The 23748-nt window shown below is 58.8% G+C and carries 15 protein-coding genes and 12 pseudogenes; 10 read left to right on the forward strand and 17 right to left on the reverse strand.

Annotated elements, in window-relative coordinates; all coding sequences use genetic code 11:
- On the forward strand, positions 1-831 hold an 831-nt coding region (locus tag C1D09_RS22065), incomplete at its 5' end, for an IS30 family transposase (protein ID WP_143976295.1).
- A 392-nt stretch (positions 832-1223) separates the two neighbouring features.
- Here the strand turns inward: C1D09_RS22065 and C1D09_RS22070 are convergent.
- The 8 genes and pseudogenes from C1D09_RS22070 to C1D09_RS22110 form a co-directional block, all read right to left on the reverse strand.
- A pseudogene (locus C1D09_RS22070) lies at positions 1224-1440 on the reverse strand (transposase); the annotation flags it as partial.
- 411 nt (positions 1441-1851) lie between these two features.
- Positions 1852-3036 carry a glycine C-acetyltransferase gene (locus C1D09_RS22075; RefSeq protein ID WP_143976296.1) on the reverse strand — a complete coding sequence of 395 codons (1185 nt, stop codon included), beginning with the start codon at positions 3034-3036 and terminating at the stop codon, positions 1852-1854.
- 67 nt (positions 3037-3103) lie between these two features.
- Positions 3104-4063 carry an aminotransferase class IV gene (locus C1D09_RS22080; RefSeq protein ID WP_246135829.1) on the reverse strand — a complete coding sequence of 320 codons (960 nt, stop codon included), beginning with the start codon at positions 4061-4063 and terminating at the stop codon, positions 3104-3106.
- 402 nt (positions 4064-4465) lie between these two features.
- Positions 4466-4880, reverse strand: a pseudogene (locus C1D09_RS22085) (IS66 family transposase); the annotation flags it as partial.
- A gap of 451 nt (positions 4881-5331) precedes the next feature.
- Positions 5332-5514 (reverse strand): hypothetical protein, encoded by a 183-nt coding sequence (locus C1D09_RS34255; RefSeq protein ID WP_342780251.1) that lies wholly within the window; start codon positions 5512-5514, stop codon positions 5332-5334.
- A 102-nt stretch (positions 5515-5616) separates the two neighbouring features.
- A complete protein-coding gene (locus C1D09_RS22100; RefSeq protein ID WP_143976298.1) occupies positions 5617-6072 on the reverse strand; it encodes an Lrp/AsnC family transcriptional regulator in 456 nt (151 codons plus the stop codon).
- A gap of 452 nt (positions 6073-6524) precedes the next feature.
- Positions 6525-7172 (reverse strand): annotated as a pseudogene (locus C1D09_RS22105) (IS3 family transposase); the annotation flags it as partial.
- Positions 7154-7450, reverse strand: a pseudogene (locus tag C1D09_RS22110) (integrase core domain-containing protein); the annotation flags it as partial. The pseudogenes C1D09_RS22110 and C1D09_RS22105, both read right to left, overlap by 19 nt.
- A gap of 140 nt (positions 7451-7590) precedes the next feature.
- Between C1D09_RS22110 and C1D09_RS22115 the strand changes: the two are divergent.
- The 3 pseudogenes from C1D09_RS22115 to C1D09_RS33840 form a co-directional block, all read left to right on the forward strand.
- Positions 7591-8845 (forward strand): annotated as a pseudogene (locus tag C1D09_RS22115) (IS110 family RNA-guided transposase); the annotation flags it as partial.
- A 215-nt stretch (positions 8846-9060) separates the two neighbouring features.
- Positions 9061-9240, forward strand: a pseudogene (locus C1D09_RS22120) (IS3 family transposase); the annotation flags it as partial.
- Positions 9241-9314: 74 nt separating this feature from the next.
- A pseudogene (locus tag C1D09_RS33840) lies at positions 9315-9449 on the forward strand (IS110 family transposase); the annotation flags it as partial.
- A 281-nt stretch (positions 9450-9730) separates the two neighbouring features.
- On the opposite strand, the pseudogene C1D09_RS22125 reads toward C1D09_RS33840, so the two are convergent.
- A pseudogene (locus C1D09_RS22125) lies at positions 9731-9951 on the reverse strand (transposase); the annotation flags it as partial.
- Between the two features lie 275 nt (positions 9952-10226).
- Here C1D09_RS22125 and C1D09_RS33485 point away from each other — a divergent pair.
- Entirely contained in the window at positions 10227-10385 is a 159-nt protein-coding gene (locus tag C1D09_RS33485; RefSeq protein WP_208760415.1) for a hypothetical protein, read from the forward strand.
- Positions 10386-10618: 233 nt separating this feature from the next.
- The gene (locus C1D09_RS22130; RefSeq protein ID WP_208760416.1) at positions 10619-11494 is read left to right on the forward strand and encodes a transposase; all 876 of its coding nucleotides are present in this window, start codon (positions 10619-10621) and stop codon (positions 11492-11494) included.
- Between the two features lie 206 nt (positions 11495-11700).
- On the opposite strand, the gene C1D09_RS22135 is transcribed toward C1D09_RS22130, so the two are convergent.
- From C1D09_RS22135 to C1D09_RS22145, 3 genes are read right to left on the reverse strand one after another with little or no spacing between them, the layout of a single operon-like run.
- A complete protein-coding gene (locus C1D09_RS22135) occupies positions 11701-14400 on the reverse strand; it encodes a lyase family protein (protein WP_143976299.1) in 2700 nt (899 codons plus the stop codon).
- Positions 14400-15455, reverse strand: a complete 1056-nt coding sequence (locus C1D09_RS22140) for a cysteine synthase family protein (RefSeq protein ID WP_143976300.1) — start codon at positions 15453-15455, stop codon at positions 14400-14402. Before C1D09_RS22140 ends, C1D09_RS22135 begins: the two co-directional genes overlap by 1 nt.
- A gap of 10 nt (positions 15456-15465) precedes the next feature.
- Positions 15466-16518, reverse strand: coding sequence for a GHMP family kinase ATP-binding protein (locus C1D09_RS22145; RefSeq protein ID WP_143976301.1), 1053 nt, complete (start codon positions 16516-16518; stop codon positions 15466-15468).
- Positions 16519-17109: 591 nt separating this feature from the next.
- Between C1D09_RS22145 and C1D09_RS22150 the strand changes: the two genes are divergently transcribed.
- The gene (locus C1D09_RS22150) at positions 17110-17448 is read left to right on the forward strand and encodes an Lrp/AsnC family transcriptional regulator (RefSeq protein WP_246135830.1); all 339 of its coding nucleotides are present in this window, start codon (positions 17110-17112) and stop codon (positions 17446-17448) included.
- A gap of 32 nt (positions 17449-17480) precedes the next feature.
- Positions 17481-17645, forward strand: a pseudogene (locus C1D09_RS22155) (IS630 family transposase); the annotation flags it as partial.
- A gap of 514 nt (positions 17646-18159) precedes the next feature.
- On the opposite strand, the gene C1D09_RS22160 reads toward C1D09_RS22155, so the two are convergent.
- The 3 genes and pseudogenes from C1D09_RS22160 to C1D09_RS34400 form a co-directional block, all read right to left on the reverse strand.
- On the reverse strand, positions 18160-19026 hold the full coding sequence (locus C1D09_RS22160) for an MlrC C-terminal domain-containing protein (protein ID WP_167514711.1): 867 nt from the start codon (positions 19024-19026) through the stop codon (positions 18160-18162).
- Positions 19027-19100: 74 nt separating this feature from the next.
- A pseudogene (locus tag C1D09_RS34395) lies at positions 19101-19681 on the reverse strand (M81 family metallopeptidase).
- Between the two features lie 321 nt (positions 19682-20002).
- Positions 20003-20123, reverse strand: a pseudogene (locus tag C1D09_RS34400) (ABC transporter permease); the annotation flags it as partial.
- 282 nt (positions 20124-20405) lie between these two features.
- On the opposite strand from C1D09_RS34400, the pseudogene C1D09_RS22180 reads away from it, so the two are divergent.
- Both C1D09_RS22180 and C1D09_RS33240 read left to right on the forward strand, forming a co-directional pair.
- Positions 20406-21058, forward strand: a pseudogene (locus C1D09_RS22180) (ISNCY family transposase); the annotation flags it as partial.
- Between the two features lie 414 nt (positions 21059-21472).
- Positions 21473-21649 (forward strand): hypothetical protein, encoded by a 177-nt coding sequence (locus C1D09_RS33240; protein WP_167514712.1) that lies wholly within the window; start codon positions 21473-21475, stop codon positions 21647-21649.
- A gap of 313 nt (positions 21650-21962) precedes the next feature.
- On the opposite strand, the gene C1D09_RS22195 is transcribed toward C1D09_RS33240, so the two are convergent.
- The gene (locus C1D09_RS22195; protein ID WP_143976305.1) at positions 21963-23114 is read right to left on the reverse strand and encodes a CaiB/BaiF CoA transferase family protein; all 1152 of its coding nucleotides are present in this window, start codon (positions 23112-23114) and stop codon (positions 21963-21965) included.
- Positions 23115-23129: 15 nt separating this feature from the next.
- On the reverse strand, positions 23130-23748 hold a 619-nt coding region (locus tag C1D09_RS22200; protein ID WP_143976306.1), incomplete at its 5' end, for a methylaspartate ammonia-lyase.

The raw sequence follows: 23748 nt of genomic DNA on the forward strand, positions 1-23748 counted from the left end.
GGTCCCACCGTTACGTGGAAGGGCCGCCGGCATGGCCCGCGAAAGGATCGGCGATGGGCCAGGGCCTGGAGCCCGGAGCAGATTGCCCGACGCTTGCCGATCGACTTCCCGGACGACAAGACGATGCGCATCAGCCACGAAGCCATCTATCAGGCCCTCTTCGTTCAGGGCCGTGGAGTGCTGCGCCGCGAGCTGACGGCCTGCTTGCGCACAGGACGTGTATTACGGGTCCCCAGGGCGCGCGTACGTAGGCGAGGCAAGGGCTTTGTCTCACCGGAGATCATGATCAGTCAGCGTCCCGCCGAAGCGGCCGATCGAGCGGTGCCGGGACATTGGGAGGGAGACCTCATCCTCGGTCTTGGCAGCTCGGCGATCGGCACGTTGGTCGAGCGCACGACGCGCTTCACGATGCTACTGCATCTTCCCCGGCTCGTGGGGCATGGCGAAGCTCCGCGCACGAAAAACGGACCTGCGCTCGCGGGACATGGAGCTGAGGCCGTGCGTGACGCGATTACGCGCACCATCATCACCTTGCCCGAAGAGCTACGCCGTTCGCTGACCTGGGATCAGGGAGCCGAAATGGCCCAGCACGATCGTCTCACGATCGATGCGGGTGTCCGGGTCTACTTCTGCGATCCGCAAAGCCCATGGCAGCGCGGCACTAACGAGAACACCAATGGGCTGCTGCGTCAGTACTTCCCGAAAGGCACCGACCTGAGCATTCACAGCGCCGACGAGATCGCCGCCGTGGCAGCGGCCCTCAATGCCCGGCCGAGAAAGACCCTGGGTTGGAAAACGCCGGCAGAAGCGCTTGACGAGTTGCTGCCATGAGTGAACACAATCCGTGTTGCGACGATCGCTTGAATCCGCCCAATACACTGCGGGGCCTACTCGAACTTCTGCATCGTCACGGTATCCAGGCGAGCATGACCCGTCTGGGATCCTTACGATAACGCGAAGGCGGAAAGCTTCATGAAAAATGCTCAAATGACGACGAACACCTTCGTGGTGCTGCCGGGTCAGGTCTGAACAGGCTATCCAGAAAACATTGGTTCGACATGCCAACTCCGGACCGTAGCGGCACGCCTTTGGCGGACAAAAGCAACGAGCGACAGATTTTCTTTTTCCATGTCGCTTGTTCTTTGGAATCCCGTTCGTCGCCAGACGGGCTGTTTCTACCGCGCGGGCACATGCCCATGATAGTTTTTTAGAATATCGCGCTACGCCTTCACCTTCGCGACTTCCTTGCGCAGCCGATCGATCTCCAGCGGCCCAGGAATCACCTGCCTATGACCGGGAAACGCATGCTGCGGATCGGCCGATAGCTCGGGCAGCACATTCTCCTAGATATCGGGATCGCGAGCAGCCTGGCCGCCGCAGCGCCCCGTGATCAATCTCACCCTCAAGCTTGAACTCGCGGCCGAACTTCTTTCTTTGCATTCCCACTCTCCAGTTCTGTCAAACCTTATCTTGGTGTGAACGAAACCGGCAGCGAGCCACTAGAGAAGGTTCAGGGTGCGCATACTGCGCTCGACTTTTGGAGCGGCGCTGCAGAGACTCTCGACTTCAGAGGACAGCTAACGGCGCCGGGCGCTCGCCCCTCGGCGGAGCCATCGGCGACCGGCTAGCATCGCTATGACCACGAATGCGGCCCCGATGTAGAGCATCTCGGTGGTACCGTCGCCTCCATCCGGAGCTACACCGAAAATCCGCTCAATAAAATCCATGTATTTGTCCTTCCTGAGATCAGTTCTCGCTCCCTTCGGGCGCCGAAGCAGTAGCGCAGTTACGCTAATGGTTCGGCTTTCGCCCGAAGCTCTGTTTGGTGGCGAGATCGTTAGAGCCCCCAGGTCATATGATCGAAAGTTCCCTTGCTACCTCGGCAAACGCCTCAATCGCACGGTCAATGTCCGCAGTTGAATGCGCCGCCGACATCTGCGTGCGGATACGCGCCTGGCCCTTCGGCACCACCGGGAAGGAAAAACCGATGACATAGATGCCGCGCTTCAGCATGCGCGCCGCCATCTCCTGCGCCAATGTCGCGTCGCCCAGCATCACCGGGATGATCGGATGGTCGGCGCCGGCCAGCGTGAAGCCGAGCTTGCCCATCTCGGAGCGGAAGCGCGCGGCGTTGTCGTAGAGGTGCCGGCGCAGCACATCGCCGTGGCGGATCATGTCGAACACTTTCATCGAGGCACCGGCGATCGCCGGCATCAGCGTGTTGGAGAAGAGATAGGGCCGCGAGCGCTGGCGCAGCCAGTCGACCACCTGTTTCTTGCCAGAGGTGTAGCCGCCGGAGGCGCCGCCCAGCGCCTTGCCGAGCGTGCCGGTGATGATGTCCACCCTGCCCTCGACGCCGCAATGTTCGGCCGAGCCGCGGCCGTTGGCGCCGACGAAGCCGACCGCATGGCTGTCGTCGACCATGACCATGGCGTCGTATTTGTCGGCTAGGTCGCAGACGCCCCTCAGATTGGCGATGATGCCGTCCATGGAAAACACGCCGTCGGTGGCGATCAGCCGGAAGCGGCAATCCTTAGCCTCCTTCAATCGCGTCTCGAGCTCGGCCATGTCGTTGTTGGCGTAGCGGAAACGCTTTGCCTTCGACAGCCGCACACCATCGATGATCGAGGCATGGTTCAGTGCATCGGAGATGATCACATCCTCTTCGCCGAGCAGGGTCTCGAACAGGCCGCCATTGGCGTCGAAGCAGGAACCGTAGAGGATGGTGTCATCCATGCCGAGGAAGGCGGAAATCGTCGCTTCGAGCTGCTTGTGCTCCTCCTGCGTGCCGCAGATGAAGCGCACCGAGGCCATGCCGTAGCCATAGCGGTCGAGCGCCTGCTTGGCCGCCTCGCGCAATTCGGGACTGTCGGCCAGCCCGAGATAGTTGTTGGCGCAGAAATTCAGCACCTTGTCGCCGCCGACCTCGATCTCGGCCGACTGCGTCGAGGCAATCACCCGCTCGGATTTGTAGAGGTCCTTCGCCTTAAGGCTCGCGAGTTCCCTAGAGAGATGAGAAATGAAGGCGGCGGTCATCAGCAGACTCCCGGCAGCACAGCCCTCCCCGCACTCAAGGAGGAACGCTCGACAATATATGGCAAAACTATGCGTAATTTACCGCAGTCGACCATGCCGGATCAGCATGCTTTTCCCAATAAAGGTCTGTCAGCTGGCGAGTCAGAGAGCCAACCTTGCCGTCTCCTACAACGGTCTCGTCAATCTTGGACACTGGCATGATCCCGCCCGCTGTAGACGTAATGAAAACTTCATCTGAGCCCTTCAACTCGTCGCGATCAATGTCGCCGGCGCTGACGCATAGGCTCAGTTCGCCGCATAGATCAAACACGGTCTGGCGGGTAATGCCGGCGAGGACGCCATAAGCCGGTGTCTTCAAGCGGCCGTCCTTCACGGCGAAAACGTTGAAGCCAGGCCCCTCGGCGATGTTGTCGTTGATGTCGACGATCAATGCAGTTTCGGCACCGTAGTCGTACGCATCGAACAGGCCCTTTACCAGATCGAGCCAGTGATAGTTCTTGATAGTCGGATCGATCGACTTGGGCGGAATCCGGACAGTGTTGCTGATGGCGACATGCAGGCCGCGCTCAAGCTGCTCCCTGCTGGCGACCGACCCGAAAGGCACCGCGAATGCGATGAACCTATTCTCCGACTGGCGCGGGTCCCGACTAAAAGTGGGCGAGCCGCCTCGCGTGCAGATCATTTCGACATATGCCGCCTTGTGCCCGGACAGCGCCACACAGGTCGACAGGATCTTTTCGATCGCACTGCGGTCGTAGGGAAGGTTCATGCGCAGCTTTTCCATTCCGCGGAAGAACCGGTCCATGTGCAGGTCCAGCCTGAAGAACCTCCCATCCCAAACATGAACGGTGTCGTAGGTGGCGTCGGAATGTAGAAAGCCCCAGTCCAGAACGGACACCTTGGCTTCGGACATGGGGAGGTACTGACCGTCCATAAAGGCTACGCCATGAGGATACTGTCGTTGATCCCGGTGCCGTTGCTCTATGGCTGGGAGAGCCGTTGCAGGTTCGGCTGCAGCAAGTGTCATTCCTGAGTCCTCCAAATCTTGCAGTCCAAGCGCTTCGCACATCCGGTCACGATTTGCCGCCGCGAAACCGCCCAGCGGGTCCGCTCAGCAGTTCGAATGTGGCGCGCATCACACCGCCAGCACGCCGCGGCGTGCCAGATGTCATTAGCGCGATCTATTACCCGCCTGAGCAGGGCAATTTGCCCTTCGTGGCTGGCAGCCGGTCACCCAGCGATCCAATTAAATGGCAGACTTCGGTGCGCTGATTACGATCAAAGTGGCGCTCCGGCCGCAATACACGCTTCAAAAACGGGATAGGACTGGCGGAAACGTCCTGCCTAAACAAGGTGAGGGCTACGAGGTAACTACACGGATTTGGGATTTGACTTTCAGGAATTGGGGCGGTTGTTCTGGTCACGGCGTAGAGCGGAGGACAGCCGGGCCAATGTGTTTTGCGGCGACGAAGAGCGCATTCTTGCGCGTAAAGGCCACGCACTTCATCGAACGCTCGTTGATGTTAGAGTCGATCTCGATCCTGCCATCGTCGAGGATGGCGGTCAGGCCGCTCCAATGGGCCACCGCATAGGCGACCGCCTTGCCAGGACGGACTTGGCCTAGACGTCTTCGCTCAGCTGTATCAATCGGATCTTCAGCGCCATCATGGTCGGTGCCGTCCTGGTCTGCCTTATAGGTGCTGTCGCGCAGCGGATCGAGGCTTCGATGCGATAGATCTCCGCAAGCCTCGCCACGACCTCGAGCGCTTCGGCGAGCCCGTCAGCTTGATGACGTCAACAAATTTGCGCCGTGCATGGGCAAGGCAGAAGGCAAGCCTCACGGGTCATGCCGAATCTTCAAGCAAAAACAATCGGATCACACAGCTCGCATCGACCTTTTGACGCGCCTGCACTCCACGCGCTTCCAGTCGAGCCCTGCAATCAGGCAGGCCAAACGCCTCCTGAGTCAGGCTGATCGAACCGTTCTTCAGCGGCGGCCAGACGAAACGTCCACCGCGATCTTCGGGCCTCCCGCCAGGGTGATCATCGCCGACCTCGGAGCGCCGCTATGATGGTACCGGCCAAAGCCGGCTCAACCGCTCCCTCACCACAAGGCGCGCGCCATCAACTTCAATCTCAATGCATCCTGCCGCATCTGGCTGGCGAGGACCGTCCCGCCAATCCCCACGCGTTCTGTCGGGGTATCCCTCGACCGTGACCGGAACGAAGAAGTCCGTCACACATTTCGCTGGCGGCATCCGCAGTGATACCAACCCCGCCTGCCGGCGCCGGGCGCTAGGCAAGCCACGTTTCACGCGAAACGTCGCGCAAAATCAGAAATGTTGCAGTCGGCTCGGCGCTGGCCGCAACGATCAGCTTCTTCTCCTCCGGCGTCCATGCGCGCCGCCGGCGGCCACCCGTGATCAGCTCCAATGCGACGATAGTGACCGTCTTCATGCCTGGCTTGATGCCTGGCACTAACCTCATCAACGGACATGAAGAGCTCCACCAAAACCCTCTCGTCAGCCCGAACACGCCCTACGAAAAGGTGGAGTGTTCGTCGCGCTCACTAAAAAGGGGCTACACAAGCACCCGGGGCTCGAACTTCACGCGGTCCAGCGCAATCATGCTCTTGAACTTACGGACATTTGGATTTGTGTAGAGTTTGGTCTTTACAAAAACGTCAAATGCCTCGACGTCCTCCACTGCTACAATAAGAACGAAGTCGGCATCGCCTGTGATCATATAGCATTGAGTGACTTCTTTCGCCGCCCTCATCGCTCGCTTGAAGTCGTCGACGAGGTCTAAGCGCTCGCGGTCGAGCTCCACTGTGACGACCACGGTCAGCGACTTCCCGAGCGCCTTGGGGTCGACTAGCGAGATATCAGCGGTGATAACGCCCTCGGCGCGTAACTTATTGACACGGCGCATGCATGAAGCGGCAGACGAACCCACGAGATCCGCGAGTTCGGAGAATGACAGCCTGTTGTTCTTTTGGAGGGCGCCCAGTATCCGCCGGTCGAGATCATCTATCATGCCTGCACCTATGCGAAATCATCATCGCACTAGCAATCTGGAACGTTCATTGCAAGAAAGCCCCTCAATGAAACGCTAGCCCATCCAACAGGCACTATTATTGCAATCGCCACGGAAACGAGACTGTTTCATTTCACCCAAATACGAGTTTTGCCCGAACACAAACGCTTTCGGCAAATTTTGTCCATGGAGCCAGCCATATGGCCCTACGACGGCTGCCCGACCTCGATGAATGGAGTCAGCATGCACTCAGTCCAAGAAGGTTTATCACCTGGCCGACGGGGTCACAGTCTGGGCCCGGCAACTTCGTCAGAATCCCGAGCTCGACTTTGCTGTGCATGAGACTGCAGGTGACCTGCCACTGAACTGTCATCCAGTGGCGATTAGAGCCGCGACCGTTTTGCTCCGATACCATTCTCTGGACCGCCGGAAGGTGGAGTTTCCCGGCTTTCTCACGACGGCGGGCTGGCGGCGCCATCGGGATTGAGCAACGAGATCGGGGCCTTGTGCCCGATCGCCCCATGCGGGCGCACCTCGTTGTAGTATCTGCGCCAATCCTCCAACTTTTCGGCGGCGTCGGCAAGGGTCAGGAACCAGTGGGCGTTCAGGCACTCCGCGCTGAAGCGGCCGTTGAAGGCTTCGATGTAGGCGTTGTCGGTGGGCTTTCCCGGCCTGCTGAATTCGAGCGTCACGCCTTTCGCGTAGGCCCATAGGTCGAGGTCGCGGGAGACGAACTCGGAGCCTTGGTCGACGCAGATCGTCTTCGGATAGCCGATCTTCGGACAGACCTGTTCCAGTGCCCTGACCACATCCTCCGCCCGATAGCTGAACCGCGGGTCGAGCACAGGCACATAGCGGGAGAACGTGACGACGACCGTCAGCACACGGATCTTCTTGCCCGTCGCGAGCTGATCGTGGACGAAGTCCATCGCCCAGACTCGGGCCGACGGCTTCCTCTCGGCCTCCCGCAGCTTCGCCTTCACACGCCGCTTCGGCGTCTTGTTCCTGAGCTGCAGGCCCAAGTCCCTGTAAATTCGATAGGTTCGCTTCATGTTGATGTCCCAGCCCTCGCGCGTGAGCATTACGTGCACGCGCCGGTGATGACCTCGGCATAGGCTGCCGGGGTCTGGTAGCCGAGCGAGGAATGTGGCCTGGCGGTGTTGAAGTCCTCCCTCCATTCGGCGATGGCGCTGCGAGCGTGGTCGAGGCCGAAGAACAGGCTCTCGTTCAACAGCTCGTCGCGCATCCGGCCGTTGAAACTCTCGACGTAACCGTTCTGCATCGGCTTGCCCGGCGCGATGTAGTGCCATTCGATCCTGTAATCCTTCGACCAGGCGAGGATGGCGTTCGAGGTGAACTCGGTGCCCGTGGCACCTATGGAATGACGGAGCGGCGGCGACCGGGAGAGCGGTGCGCGCAGCTTTTCGCTGCAGGCGGGCACCGCTGTCGAGGCGGCCATGGCCAGTCAAAGTTTCTCTAGAATGTGAATGTTCACAACCCATTCCGGAGAGACCGACCATGACCACTTTAGATTCTACACCCGCCGCCGCGGTGATGGTAGCGATCGACATTGCCAAGGGTGCGCAATGAAGTTCTGATCGAAGCAACAGGCCACAAGCGCCGGCGTCGTCTTTTGGTCCTCAACACCCGTGCTGAGCACGACCATCTGATAGAGGTGCTGCAGGCGTATTGCCGCCCTGTGGTCTGCGCCTTTGAGGCGACCGGGAACTATCACCGGCCGATAGCATGGCGCCTGGCGGCTGGTGTCGTCGCTGGCGCTGGCCCGAACCCGAGAAGCGTTGCACAACAGCTGGGACAAGAACGATCCAAAGGATGCACAGGTGATCCTGCACATGCTCAGGATCCAGGAAACACAAGGCTACCATGATCCGCTGCGCGCCGGCATCAACGACGTGCAGGAGCTTTGGAAGACCAATGAAGCGATCGCCAGGGCCAAGACCGAGATCCAGCAGCGCATCCTGACGCACTATCTGCCGCTGTATTTTCCCGAGATCGACCCTTTCCGGGGGAACAGCCGCAGCGACTGGTTCTTCGCCTCCTCTCTGCCTTTCCGACGCCAGCAGGCATCACGGCGCTGACGAAGGAGGAGTTCATGACGGCAGCTTGCAATGTTGTCGGCCCAGCAAGACACAGATTCTGATGGATATTTACGAGACGGCGCGCTCATCGATCGGACTGCCGCTGCCGCTTGATGCGCCTGCCATTCGCATGTTCCGGATGGTCATTGACGTCGCGGCTGATCCGGCAGCGCAATGAGATCGAAGCGCAAGCCGACGAGCTGTTGCGGCACAGCCAGGACTATCAGCTCCTACGCCCAGGTGCCAGGTGGAAAGAACCTCTGTCAGCTAAGGGCCGTGAGGGCATCGCGTCGATAGATCCCCGGCATCGGGCCGATCAATGCGCTGACGATCATTGCCGAAGCCGGCGATCTTCGCCGTTTCGCTCATCATCGCCAGTTTCTGAAGTTCTGAGGGCTGGACCTCTCGACACAACAGTCAGGCCAATATCGCGGCCAGACCCGCCTTTCCAAATTCGGCAATGCTCGGCTGCGCCGTACCCTGTGGATCGCTGGACAAGTCGCCATCCGCCAGCGGGAGAACGGCTTCCGTCATAAGTTCGAACGCTACATCGCGCGGGATCGCGGACAATCCCGATCTACGCCGCAAGGCAATGACCGCTATTACCGCCAATGGCGCGCGTCGTGCACGCTGTCGTCAAAGGTGGTTCCGACTACCGGCCCTTCGTTGAAGGGCTCCGCCTGGATCAGAAGCTCGTTTTGAGGACGGTGCTGCCTCCGTGCGTACCCTTTGTTTGCTATGGACGAGACCTTTTCCCTTGCCGGTGGAAGCCGCCTGTTTCGACGACTTGACCAACGTCACGCGAGAGCATGCTGGCGGATAGAGAGACCTTGTAGACCCGAACATTATCTACAGGGTCACTGCAGGCTCCATTTCGTTCCGCGCTTAGCGAGCGGTCGGCACGCGGGCGCCGATCCTAGTCAAGGCGAAGCCGAACGCGCGCTGGTCGCTGGATTTCGTGCATGACCAGTTCGCCTGCGGCCGGAGGTTCCGCGGGCTCAACATCGTCGACGAACTGATGGAACTGATCGCCCACCGCGGCAAGCCGGGCATGATCATCTCCGACCACGTCCCGTGACGCGCGAATGCCCGGCCGCGATCCCGGACACCTCGATCTCCGGCCGTCGTCGTCTCGGAAGCTAGCTCGATGGCCTGCAGAGCCGAATGCACCCGAACAAGGCCGTTGTTGCACTCGCCGCTAAGATGGCGCGCATTGTCTGGGTTGTCCTGACCAAGCCGGGAGCGCTCTACGAACGCAGGGATCCTGCATTCGCCTGACCCTCTCGGCTCGATTGCAAGGCTCGGGAATAGCGATGACGAAACAGTGGATCAGCATGCCGTAAGCCCTGTGCAAAAAAGCGGGCTTCGTGCCCGAACCATTTATCGGGAACGGCGTGCGCGGATCTCATCATGTCCTGGCTGCAACAGCAGTCCACTCGCGAGAGGCCGGATACATTTATGCAACTGGAATCGTCATCGGCGATGTCGCGAACCCTTGCACGGACGGGGCGGACTATACATTTTTTGACGGAAGCTCACGCAGCGCCAAGGCTTCCGTGCATCTGGTCGGTGAGCAGCTTCTTCAGCTTGTGTTCTCGTCTTCAAGAGCCTTCAGCCGCTTGGCGTCAGAGACGTCCATCCCGACATACTTGGCCTTCCAGTTATACAGCGTCGCCTCCGAGACCCCGTGCTTGCGGGCCAGATCGCCCGCCTTTGCACCCGCCGCATGCTCGCGCAGAACCGCAATGATCTGCTTCTGTATTCGGTGTCCTCCAGTCAAGGCGTGACGTTCGATGCAGGTTCTTTGCTTCTGTTCGCGGTCGCGGCACGCAGCCGCCGGCATAATGGTGTCCGTGGGTCCGATCGGTTCAAAGCTCTTGGGCGTGCTCGGGAATCGGCAACGACAGATCATGCGAACTCGTCCGGACCGCGCCCTGCATCGAGCGCTCGCAATTCCGTGGACGGCTCAACTTAAGCTGCCGACCAACGGAAATCCTGTTCGTCAACCCACATACGGCGAAAGCGAGACGCACCGCCCGCCTCGGTGAGAGCCAGTTGGTGATGGGCTTCGCGGTCGGCGGTGAATCCGGCTCGCGCCTGTCGCGCAAACTCGCCATGCCGGTAAGCGGCGATACGCTGCTGCGGATGATCCGCTCAGCCGGGTTCGAGCCCCCGGACGCGCCGCGGGTGGTCGGCATCGACGACTGGGCCTAGCGCAAGGGGCAGCGCTACGGAACGATCATCTGCGATCTGGAGCGCAACCGCGTCCTCGATCTGTTGCCGGACCGAAATGCCAACACTGTCGCGTCATGGCTGAAACGTTATCCGGGCATCGAAGTCATCGCTCGCGAGCGCGCCGGCGTTTGTGCTGACGGCGCCCGTCGCGGTGCTCCCGATGCAACGCAGGTGCCGACCGCTGGCATCTTCTCCAGAATCTGGGCGAAGCGTTGCGTCTGGCCCTCGGCCGCCATCGCAAAGCGGTCAGTGCCGCCGGAAAGGCGATGATGGCCGAGATGAGCGGCGATGACGACGCCAATCCGGAACCCTCAGTGGAGACTTCCCCGAAGCTTGATGGCCTGCGCCGGTCGCGCCGCAACCAGCGCAGTGAACTCTATGCTGAAGTCCTTGATTTGCGGACGACCGGCATGTCGCCGCGACAGATCGCGCCCCGGACCGGCATGAGCGTGAGAACGGTCGAGCGCTGGCTTGCAGCGGGCGGGGAGCCCGAGCACCGGCGGCCGCCCGCGCGCTCGGTTCTCATGGATCCTTTCCAGGAGTATCTCGAAGGACGCTGGCAGGAAGGCCAACGCAACGGGTTGCACCTGTGGAGCGAAATCAAGTGCCGCGGCTTTGCAGGCAGCAGGGCGACCGTCTACAGCTGGACCTCCGCCCGCCAGCAGTGCTCATCGACCGCTCCGTCAAATGCGCGATGGCGGCCGCCGTCGCGCCGAAACTGTGCATGGCTGCTGAGCGAAGACCCGACTTTGCTCGATGAGCAGACCGAGCAATTCTTGGGCCATCTCTATGACTGCGCGCCGGAGCTCTTGCAGGCGGGTGACCTGGCTCGACGTTTCGCAGCACTGATACGCGGCGACGATGATGCCGGCCTCGAGCAATGGATCGAGGACGCCACGGACAGCGAACTGGCTTCTCTTGCAGCAGGCATCGGCCGTGACATTGCGGCTGTTCGGGCCGCAATCACCCAGCCCTGGAGCACCAGTCCCGTCGAGGGACAGATCAACCGTCTCAAGACCATCAAGCGCCAGATGTATGGGCGCTCCGGGTATTCGCTGCTAAGAAACAGGCTGCTGGCAGCCGCCTAACGACCGTAGAAACAGACGGGGCATCCAAGGGAACGCCGCCTCTGCACCAAATATGCGGAAGATCAGTTGATTGCCGCGCTGCATCCGGCCATGATGTGCGGCGCAGCGTCGTTCAATCCCGATACAATCAGCTCGGGTTACGCTCTGGTCCGCAACCCCTTTCCGGCCCCCAGAAACGTCAGACTTTGTCCACATACTCCACTCCTTCAAGTGGATCGATATTTATCAATGAGTTCTTTCACCTTCTGTTTGCGATGCATCTCGGCGCGCGCCCAGCGCTCCCGTATGTCCCCGCATTTGAGCTGCATGTCCCGAAAGAGCGCCTTTGCTACAGAGACTTGGCTATCGGTTGAGCCTTTTCCGGGTCCTCCTCCGAATCGCAGAGCGTCCCTGCACTCTTCAAGACTCGCCGGTAGCGCATCAGCGAGGTGGCTGGCCAATTCGCTTCGGCGTTCCGCGACGCTGCTATTGAGAGACAAGCGCCTGCTGATCTCGCCAATTTGTGTGTGGGCCTTTCTGAAAGGAACGCCTCGCGACGCCATCCGTTCTGCGGCGACTGTCGTCATCGCAGTGCCGTCTTCCAGATTTTCACGCATCGACTGCACGTTGAAAGACATGAACTTTACAATGAGCGATGTGAGGATGATGGCCCTCTTCAGGGCCTCCTCTGAAAGCCTGAGAGGAGAGCAGCCGTAGTTGCTTGTTTCAATCGAGTTGCTGAAAGGCGCTTTGCAGGTAGCCGTTGCCGCAGAAACATATCCGCCAATAACGGTGCTTGCCGACCCCTTGATATGTTCAAGTAGAAACGGATTCTTCTTTTGCGGCAGCATGGAAGAGCCGCCGGCAAGATTGTGAGGAATGTCGACGAGGGCAAACTCCCGCGTCGTCCAAACCTGTAGGTCTTGGGCCACACGACTGAGCAAGATTGAAACGCCACTGAAGATTGAAAGCCCCTGCAGGTGATGATCGCGGCTCGCGACCGCATCAAGCGAGTTGAACGGTGGCAGTTCGAACCCCAGAAGACTTGCGGTATGCAGGGGATCTATAGGAATGCTGGTGCCGCCGCCCGCCCCCGCTCCCATAGGGCAATTCGTGATGTCTTCCAGCAGGCAATGGAGGCGCTGGCGCTCGCGCCCCAGAGCGAAGAAGACGCCAAGCAAGTAGTGCCCTGGCGCCCCAGGGAGTGCGATCTGGTACTGACTGTACAGCGGAGCCACAAGTTTCGATGCCTCTTCCGCTCGCTGAAGCAGGGAATCCTGTAGAATTCCTATTTCTTGCGAGATGGAACATGCAGCCTCCCGAAGAGTCAGGAGAGAAATGGTCGCGTTCAAGTCGTTGCGGGACCTCGCCAGGTGCAGCCAGCCGGCTTTTCCCGGGCCAACTCTGGCGGCAAGTTCAGCCTCGTAAGCAAGGTAAAGACCACGCGGAGCAACGCGGCCCTCCAAAGAATGGAAGCCCTCGTCCTGGAGGTCCAAGATGTGCTTCAGGAGATCGGCAGCGGCTACCTGGCTGACCAAGCCCTGTTCCGCAAGCATCACCAGATGTGCTTCATCTATGGCCGCCTGGTATTGCAGAACGCGACCGTCACGCGAGATTTCGATAGGTGGAGCGAGCAACTTCATCGCTTCGGGATGTAGGGTCCACCTGCCCTCGCTCAACCCAGCGTCTTGGTTGTTGCCCGATTCTCCAGCAGCAGCCTCGACATCGATTACAACAGATTCAATCATCCGTTCAGCTGCCGCTGCAGCGAGGTCGAGTTCATCAGCGACGCCTACGGCGTAGGCAACCCGGTCCCTGAAGTCGCCATTTATTCTAACTTCCACTCCCTCGGATTTCAGTAGCCCCATCTCGGGTACTGTCGGGTCCGGATTTCGAGAAAAGCCCAGGCGTTTGAGCTTCCCGGACGTGTGCGCAAGTCGGAAACGGATGGCTCCGGCCCTTGCGCTCGCGCGTGGAGGCGCGAACCCTTCTCCAGCATAGAGTCTAATCACCATATCAAGGGTTGACGTGCCCAAGACGTGCGAGAGCATAACTGGGATCATTCCTCCAGCCAGCCTGGGATTGACCTCAATGATGACGGGTCCAGATTCCGATATCACGAACTCTACATGAGCCGGTCCGAACTCCAAGCCCAGCGCTGATACCGCGCCTGCCGCAAAAGAAGCCAATTCCTTGAGGGACGGCTCCGAAAGCGGGGCCGGGAAGTCGTGCCCCACCTCGACGAAGAAGGGAGCCGGCCCTTTGTGCTTGGCAAGAATTCCAAGACAATGCAGCGTCCCATCGCACGCAATTATCTCTGCAGAGTATTCCTTACCTTCTACATATTGCTGGACGAGGATGTCGGGACTGGGCAGACCTATTTGATCGATCAGTGCGCCCCTTGCGCTCTCAAACGCCTCGATGGCGGCGGTGACACTTTCGCACAACCTCACGCCGCTACTACCACTTCCGGAGACCGGCTTCACGACGACCGGCAGAGTAGCTTGGGCAAGAATATTCTCGACATCTCTGACGGAAGTGGCCAGCCGTGTTTCAGGAATCGTGATTGATTGTCGCTGTAGCTCGGCCGCTTGCTTCCATTTGTTCCGGCATGTGGCGATAGCCTCCGAATTCGCTGCTGGTAGCCCCATCTCCATCGCGACACTTGACGCTGCTTCCACAAAATAATCCGACGAGGAATATATACCTGCCAGGCCAGTTAATTTGGCAGCGACCCTGAGGAGTTCGTTCGGACTGCGCGTTTCAGCTTCAATCACTTGGGCGACCGAGTCCTTGAGAAACGGATAGCGCGCAGGATTGCGCGTAACGAGATAGGTCTCAAAGCCTAGGAGTCGGGCTCGCTTCATCAATAGTTCGCCGGTGCCCGTGGTGTTGCTTTCCACGAAAAGGAAGCTACCTCTGTTCATCAGACTTCCTCCAAAAGGCTTAGGACAGCTTCCCGGCTTTTCCGCTTCCAAAGATATCGGTTCCATGGGGGGAGAGCGGTCGAAGGGTGATTTTCGGTTGCCGGCGCGTCCAGCAGAACACCTTCATGTAGACTTCCGTTCTGCTTGAGCCACTCGTGGTCGTAAACGGTTTCGACGTAGCGGTGGCCTTCATCAGGACATATGACGACTACGGTCTCTCCTGGATACTGTCGAGCGTTCCAACGCCCGACGATATAGCTCGCTCCGGAGGTCGGACCGGCGAAAACAGCGTGCCGCTCGTGGAGGGTCCGCGTTGCAGCAAATGCGAGCGGAGCCGAGATGAGATGCACTTCGTCATACAATTCATGCTTTACGTTCTCGGGGACAAGACTGTTCCCCAGCCCCCGCAGTTTTCGTTCGCCGTCCTGTTGGCCAAAAATGACGCTATTGAAGGTGTCCACTCCAATCAGTCGCGCGCCAGGTGCTTTTTGGCGGAGGCGCTCTATGGTGCCGCAAGTAGAGCCGCCTGACCCCACAGAACCAACCAAAGTTACGTTGGCGTCCAACATCCCCGATATCTGATCGGCGAAGAGTTCATAGGCTGCGGGGTTGTCCGGTGTTTCGTATTGCCGGGGCCAGAAACAGGTGTCGCCCAACTGTCTCATCCGAGCGTCTAGTGCGTCTAGGCGGCTCCTTTGATAGCCACCCTGCTCGGCCTTCTTGGTTATCATGAATACTTCGGCTCCCAAGGAGCTCAACCTGTTCTCCAAACCTTTGTCCATCACCGGGTCTGTGAAGATTTCGAGCTGGAATCCACGTTCGCGGCAAACTACGGCCAAACCCAGTGCAAAGGTCCCGCTCGACGTCTCGAGAACTTTCATGCCATACCTCAAAGTCCCTCGAGCCAGCGCTTGCTCAATGATGTACTTTGCAGGGAGAAGCTTCATGAATGCGAACTGCGCGAGATAAAGATTTGTTCCGCATCTGATAATGTCGGGGAGAGCATAGGCATCAGAATATCCGGAGAAGGGCAAGCGCTTACAAATAGCGTCCATATTTCTTACCTCACTGGCAGCCAGTCATGGTCAGATATATTTTTGGCGAGTTGTCGAACGGCGATACATGGGCGAGCACGGACCGGAGCTTCCGTGGAAAGTCAGCTGCCATTCGATCAAGCAGGATTCCAATCATTGTGCCGCTGTGCGCGACTATGACCCCGAGAGTGTCAGTGGCCTCGCATGCTCTCAGCATCGGGTTCAGATGCTCCTTTGGAGCTCGCTCTTGATGCAGGAGCGCGCTGGCAGTGGCTATTCTGCCTATCGTGGCGGTGTCACCGCGTGGAATTGCTATGCGAGCGCGGTGGAGTAGTTCCTGATACTCTGCTCTGTGACTGGCGGACGTTTCGCCTCGCCGTTGATCATAGTCGACGGTTTCGACCGTTCCCCCTTCATCGATACCAACGATTGCAAGCGGCGGCATTTGCCCGAGAAATGAGAGAAGGCTACATGCTCGCTGCTGATATGCCACCACGCCGGGGTACATTACTCCGTCGGACGGCTCGATTTCCGCCATTAGCTTCTCGATCAACGACGTCCGGACTCTATGCTTGAAGCAGCAGGCGATTGACCGTGCAGTCGCAACAAGATCCGCAGACGAACTCGCCAGCCCTTTGCCTTCCGGAAGCTCAGATTGCAAAAAGAGGATTCCTCCCGAGGCGCCGAGCGCAGTCACGAGATTCTCAGCCAGTCGTTTTGCTTTGACTTTGTGTGACGGATAAACGGTTACGGACCGAGTGCCCGAGATCGGCATGAAGTGGGCACGCGCAAAGAGCGCGATGGGCATCGTGACCAAAAAGTGGGAGTCACGGGAAAGGGAGCCGATTGGCAATTGGCCTTGCAACAGCTCGCCGAATGTTCCGCAACAAAGAGCGTCGCCAGAGTAAAACCTTGGCTGCTGCCCGTTCTCGGCGATAATCTCAGCGGCATCTGCGCCATCGAATGTCTGGTGACACATGAATGGCCTCCAGACTTCATCTGTGGCCGCTTCTACAAGTTCTCTCGTCGCAATGCTCGCCCTGCCTCCTGCAGGTTGGATGGAACTGGCGGAATGGGTCGGCATGTTACTTTCCTTAGGTGCGCTGATGTTGCGAGGAACCGAGAATTGGACCATCAGAGCGCGACTCGTGTCTCAGGCGAGACTTACTCGTGTTTCAGTCGAGATACTTATAAGTGACCGGATGCCGATTGCCCAAACCCCGAGCGGCCTAAAACCCCCGACTGTGGGTGAACGTACCATTCGTCGCGATTAGCGGTTGCAAAGATTCTTTAAAGTTACTTGTAGGATCCGTTACACTGTTCGATGACTGGGGTGCATGGCGACGGTGGGTGCGATGTTCAACGGACCATTTTGGCGTCGTGGCGCCCTCTGGAAGGGTGGATGCGCCCGGGGGTGCGCCCCTCGCGGGCGCCGACGCGCTCTTGGAACCAGCGCGCGAGACCGCTATCAGGCTGGTGGCGCGTGTGCCGACCCTGAAGGCCTCATGTAAAAAAATTAAGAAAATTGTAAAATTTGTAAGATAAATATTAAATTTTTAGGTAAGGCCAGCATTGGACCGCGGACGACCTAGACAAAAGGATCCCAACAGCGCTACACAAGAATCGGCAGTCTTTGCCGAACTCTCGTTTCTTGGGTCTCTATAGAATCCGTCGATTGAAAAAGTTCCATGCAGAAGATGTTATTGTGGATATGTCGGCACTCGATCCGAAGACTTTTTGCAAATCGATTACCGTTGTTGTGACAGTAGAGCTTGACTGTGAACGCCTGGAGCTTGTCAACCACTTCAAGCGCGCGATGCACGCAGCCAGGGAGGTCAAGCAATGCTATATGGTTACAGGCGAAGTCGATTTCGTCCTCATCGTGACGGTCGAGGACGTCGAGGCTTTTTACGTCTTCGTCAAGAAGAAGCTCTACAGTGACTCCAACGTGCGAAAATTTAACAGCATGATCAATATTGATCTTGTTAAGTTCGAACCAAGGACAACAGTATAGTTTTTGACGGATTTCGCTGAAGTCACTGCCACATAGGAATATTGCTCACCGTTTCTTCGATTGACTGTCAGCGTTTGGGCGCGCTGATCAGAGATCGCAATGCGCCGCAGAAGCACATTTGGTGCGCCGAGATCATTCTGTTGCGGAGCTACGGCGTGGGCACCGTCAAGATCATGCGGCAAGCTGATAAGTCCAAGCGTAACCGGTTAGCTGATGGCGTCGCAATCAGCTACGGGCCAGCGCCGGGCGATTCCGCGCCCGGTCAGCCCTTCCTGCCAACCTGTTGCTAAAGGCCAGGTTTAGGACCATCCGGTCAGGCCCTCAAATCTTAAGATCAGCGGATAGCGGCCGGGTATCATGAACATCCCTGCCCGACCGCCGTGACGAACGGGCTGAACTCGTATCGGCTTGTAAAACTATCGAGCTCCATTGCACGAGCGCGAAAACCGGATTCGGAGCGGTAGCTGGCGAATGGTCGGGACGGAGGCAAGATCCGTCCCACATCACTCGAAAGTGGTGCGCTTGTGGTCGGTGGCGGGGTGCCGCGCATCTAATGGAGTTCGTTTGGATCGGAAGCGCGGCCGTCAAAATAGTGCCGCCCGTTGAAGTCGACCATCCCCATGTTTTCTCTCGTTCGCCGTGAAACTGGCGACTTGGCGCAGTTTCTAACAAACTCTGCTCTGGCCTGCACGGGCCTAATTCGTCCGTATCCTAGAGTTTGATGTCGTCAAGTGGCCAGATCGGGCGGCGGACATGGCGCAACCTTGACAGGAGTTCTGAACCCAACATCCCACCGCCGTCCACCATGAGCACTTCGCGTGCGATCGGTTCGAAGGCCGCGCGGAAATGATGAGATGACTTGAGCGCGATAGTCGCGCAGTGAAGCGGGTCCACGCCAAGAGAGGTAAGTTGCGCAAGGTCGACTCCTTGGCAATTTCGCGAGATTACCGCGACTTCGATGCCGCCCACACGGAGCATCAGGCTCGGCCCGAAGCTGTTCCACACGCCTCCGCCAAGAAACGAAGGGCCATAGCAGCGGAAATGTCCGCTAGTTATTGACACCACCTGCGCTTCGACGTCGAGCGGTCCACCGCCCATCTCAGGGGCATGCTTGCCACCAAGAGCGATCCGCCCCCTGTTCCCCACACCGATGGCGATGCCGGCCTGAACCGCCGCCGGATCGAAGATCGCATGGAAGGCCGCGTTCTGGAGGTCGGCCGCGACCATAGCTCGCAGCAGATCCGTAGCATCTCCGTATGCACCGCCGCCCGGATTGTCGCTGTTATCAGCGAGCACCAAGGGCTTTTTGGCATTCAATTCGCCGGCTTTTGCTTGCTCTACTGCTTGGGCAGCGGTGGCTGATGTCCAAGGGGAGGAGACAAACTCACGTGTCTGCCATGCGTAATCCATAAATTCCTCTGCAATGCGCTGCGCCGCGGTGGTGTCGCCATCGACAGTAACCGTGACGCTGGGCCCGACATCGTAAATGTCACTCAGTTCGAATCCAGCGCAGACGCTCACTACCAGTGCCTTTCCGGAGGACTCCAACGCCTCTCCGCGGTTGATCAGCTCGCGCATCGGGCCTACCTGTACGCCCGCCATCGAGACCATGCGCCATCGGGCGCTTGGCGATGACCGTCCGGGGACGAATCTCACCACGCAGAGCGCGGTCGAGCAGTTCTGCTGCCCTGCCAGGCGCGTTCATAATAGTCAATGTGAGGATACGTCCGCACGGCAATCAGCGCCGAGGCGTTTGCCGCCATCTTTGCCGTGACGTTGGCGTGTAGGTCGAGCGTAGCGACGATCGGCGAGTCCGGCCCGAGCACAGTACGCAGTCGTGCAAGGATCTCGCCTTCAAGGTCTTCGCAGCCCTCGGCAACCATAGCCCCATGCAACTCGAAGAGCGCTCCATCGCAGCCTTTGGCCCTGTAAGGAACCAGTCGCAAAGCTGCTCAAATGTTTCCCCCGTCACTATGCCCCCTGGGTTCGCATAGGCGACGAGTGGATGAGACAACGTCCAGCCGAATTTCTCTGCCGCCTCGAATGTAGCACCCAGTGAAGTGTGCGTACCGCGCCACGCCGGCGGAATCTCGTCACCCCGGAGCAATCCCGACGCCCGGAAGTGTTCGAGCGTGGTCTGTATTTTGTTGAAGGTGTTTGTCTCCTGGTTGATGTAGCCAGTCAGGATCCGGTAGCTCATGAGAACCTCTTCGATGAATGGCGCCCGAGACATATAAGTCCGGGGAGGGAAACTCTTGACGTTAAATTCCCCTATCGACTTTTCGACAACACCGGCTGATTGATACTACCCAAGAGAGGACGGTTTTCGCCAAAAAGTGTGGTTTGTTGAAATGCTGATTGCGCAGGCCGATGCAGTTTGAAATGAGATACTCATGCTAAGCCGATACCGACGGAAAAAGCACTTGCAAAATACAGGTCTTATGTACACCCCCTAAAGAAGTGTGTCTGTGCCCACTGAATAATCCAGCTGCTATGTCGCCATACGGGTGGCTCGTTCCCAGTCTATCTTGCTCGCGAGGAACTGGGTCGCTTATGGGGTCGACATCAGGTCATTCATGACCCGCATGACGACGTTGTCGAAGCTGCGGCCGGCGATGACACCGATCAGAACCCCGGGGCAAGAGCCAGCATACCGCCGACAGCAATCCGACCATTTTCAGCGTCTCCATCACCTAGTCTAGTTCCGTCCATAAACGCGTGTATTTTGCAGCGTTTGCAAGCGCTTAACGTCTTCTGGTATCGCCTTTGAAGGTATGGACGGGATCAGTGCGCTGATTTGTCTGGAAGATGGCTTCGTCGGCACGGTCAGGCGCACGCCATCGGGGGGCGGCTTGCCCGAAGGCGCGTGAAGAGGACGAGATTGTTGGCCACGACGGAGGACCAGACGTAGGCCTTGAAGTGATTAAGGCCGCGCCAGGTGCAGCGGGCCAGGCCGTGCTGTGCGGGTCATGGTGCGCTTGTTGAAGCGGGCCGATACCTTGGTCGGCGGCAGCGACTCATCGTGGCGCGATCATTGCCGCGCGGCCAAGAGGCGCGCCCGCAAGATCCAGTTCACGCGCGGTCGACCCAATCGGGTCCAACTCTATCGCGAGCTGATCGCAATCACCCGCACGACCTTGGCCTGTCTGAAGCAGGCGACTGAGCGATTGGCCGTGGCGAGCACTCCGCTCATCGCACTGTGGCAGGTCCAGGTTTGTCACTATCGATCGTTGATCGAACGCATCATCAGACAGAGCGAGCGGCGGGTGTTGGCCCGCGAGCCGGTGCCGGCCGGCGAGAAGTTGGTCAGACTGTTTGAGCCGCATGCCGATATCATCGTCAAAGGCAGCCGCCATACCGAGTACGGCCACAAACTCAACCTGACCACCGGCAGGAGCGGCATGATCCTCGATCTGGTGATCGAAGCAGGCAACCCGGCCGACAGCGACCGCTTGCTGCCGATGCTGGCGCGCCACGTCGCCTTCTATGGCCAAGCGCCGCGGCAAGCGGCGGCCGATGGCGGCTTCGCCACGCGCGACAACCTAGACTAGCCACGGCGAAGGCGTGGGGCGTCTGCGACATGGCCTTCCACAAGAAAGCCGGCCTCAGGACATAGGCAACGCATTTGTCGGCCAGCCAGCCGTTGAGATCCTCCAACGTCTTGAAGCGCAGCCTCGGTGATGCTTGCGCTCGTAGCGCGCGATCTTCATCGGCAGGGATCGCCGCTACAACCGCCGCTTTGCGCAGATATGCGGGCATTACCTTTGTCAAGCCGGAGGCCATCTCCTCGCACCATTTCGCCAACTGGCTGCATCATCGAGTCTGCAAGCGCGACTAGACGAGTTTCCGTCCATAAACGGTAAATAGTTGATTTTGTTTAGCGAATCGTGACTTTTCTCGAGCAAGGCCCGGCGGGTTCAGGTATCTTGGATTCATGCCACTGAGTCCAAAGTCCTGCCACCGCCGGAGCCGACAATGCGCCAAGAACGCACCGTCCAAGCCAGCATATTCGATCTTTTCGCAGATGACTCAGTTGGACGATCCCGGGAGCGGCGGCCTGACGCTGCTCAGCCTCGACCTCCATGATCATCTCGATCATTTGCCACAAGCGGTGGCACTCGCGCTTGATCTCGTTCTTCAGGCAGGGCGGCAGATCCCGCTCGTCAGCCGTGCGCAGCGTCAACGGATGAGAGATTCATGAGACGTCTCGGCGTTAGGATGTCGGAACCCGAAACCTTACCTGAGTTCCGCCGCCCGTCGCCTTATGGGATCTTTCATGAGCCGTCCCCACGAAGCGGGAAACGTGGGCGGGAACGAAGAGCAGAGATCTCCAGCGGGGCACAGACGTCGGGCTTTCAACGGCCGGAACGGTGTCCTTTATCACGGAGTGCCTCTGCGGCCGATGTTAGCGAGGGCGGTAGCAGCCAGTTTGCCGAGTGCCCGCACTGGATGGCAAGGAACCGTCACGCTTTCTGTAAATCGCGAACGCGTCCAACTACCGACACGATGCGCGCTCATGCTGACGCGGCCCTATCGCGCAAACGCCCCAGAACCTCTTCCCGGACAGTCTGCGTATGAGCGCCAAGAGCCGGAACCGGGCGCAGCGAGGGACGCTCCGCGTTGAAGATCGCCGCCGGCGCTATCGTCTCTATATTTCCTTCGGGTGTGCCAACGGTTACCCTGCGAACGTGGGGATGCCCAGAAACATCGGCCACCTCGTTTAGACGGCCATATGCCAGACCGGCTGCCTCAAGCTCCTGCATTGCTTCGTGACAGGACAGTTCGGAAAAGCGCAGCGCGATGATCTCGTCAAGTTGCACCCGATTACCCAAGCGCTCCATGTTGTCGGAAAAGCCAGGTGCGCGTGTCAGCTCGGTTCGCTTGAGGAACTTCTCGCAGAAATTCACCCATTCGCGGTCATTCTGCACCGAAAAGACAACCTCTTTGCCGTCGGCGCACCGATAGGCGCCATATGGCGCCAGCGACGGATGCTTCACGCCAGCGCGTACCGTGTGATACCCGCTGTAGTCATTTTGCAAAACCGGCACGTTCATCCAATCGGCTAGAGCATCGAACAGTGACACCTGGATGCTGGTCCCGTCGCCGGTGACTTCGCGGTGATACAGCGCCTGAAGAATGGCGCTATGCGCCGTCATGCCCGCTGAGATGTCGCAAACTGAAACCCCCACACGCGCGGGCCCTTGTTGGTTGCCGGTGATCGCGCACAGACCCGTTTCAGCCTGAACGATGAGATCATATGCCTTCAAATGGGAATACGGGCCTGTCTCCCCGAAACCAGAGATGTCGCAGGTGATCAGCCGAGGAAACCGCTTACGGAGATCCGCAGACCCGAACCCCAGTTTTTCTATGCTGCCCGGCTTTAGGTTTTGGATGAAGACATCAGCATTGGCAATGAGCGTGTCCAGGACAGAGCGGTCCGCTTCCAATCTCAGGTCCAGACACACCGACTCCTTACCCCGGTTGAGCCAAACGAAGTAAGCGCTCTGTCCCCGCACCAACTTGTCGTAGTTTCGGGCAAAATCCCCTTCCGGCCTCTCAATCTTAATGACACGCGCCCCAGCATCCGCAAGCCGTGACGAGGCGTAAGGCGCCGCCACCGCCTGCTCTACGGCTACGACCGTGATCCCCTCAAGAGAGTGCTGCATGTGACACCGTGCTTTTCATCCGATATTTTCGTTTTGAGCCCGACGACGGTTCATTATCGCCAGCAACCGGTTTTGTTCGTTGCCGACAATTGAAAATGCCTCGTCGACACCCATTCCGGGCTTTGCGAGCATCATGTCAGCTTGCGTCGCTACAGAGACGTGGACTGAAGCCTGGGCGGACAGATCCGTTTCGGTACAGCTCCCACCGACATAAGCCCCCACCTTGTTTTCCTTGCAAATGAGAACTGCGCGCGCCGTATCGGCGATTGAGCCGACGTCTGGCGTCTTAATTTGGACCACATGGGTGGCCCTCGCTTCGGCAAAGAGCTTAATATCCTCTAGGGTATTGCATCTCTCATCCACGACAATGCGAGCGCTGGAACCCCGGTCGTCCAAAATCGACACGATCTTGGCGTAGTTCTCAATTTGCGCTTGCGTGGAACCAAAATCGGCCGGGGACTCGATGTTGAGAGTGAAACCCGGGACGGTATCTGCAACCTTGCAGATAAAGTCGGCGATGCGTTTCGGCTCCAAGCCAATTTCCTGGCCGATCCAGCCATACACATCGAAATGCAAGACCGGATGATACCCCGGTCGGCCGATTTCGCGCGTGCGTGCAGCAACCCATTTCACG

This window comes from Mesorhizobium intechi (genome assembly GCF_002879535.1).
GTDB lineage: Bacteria > Pseudomonadota > Alphaproteobacteria > Rhizobiales > Rhizobiaceae > Mesorhizobium > Mesorhizobium intechi.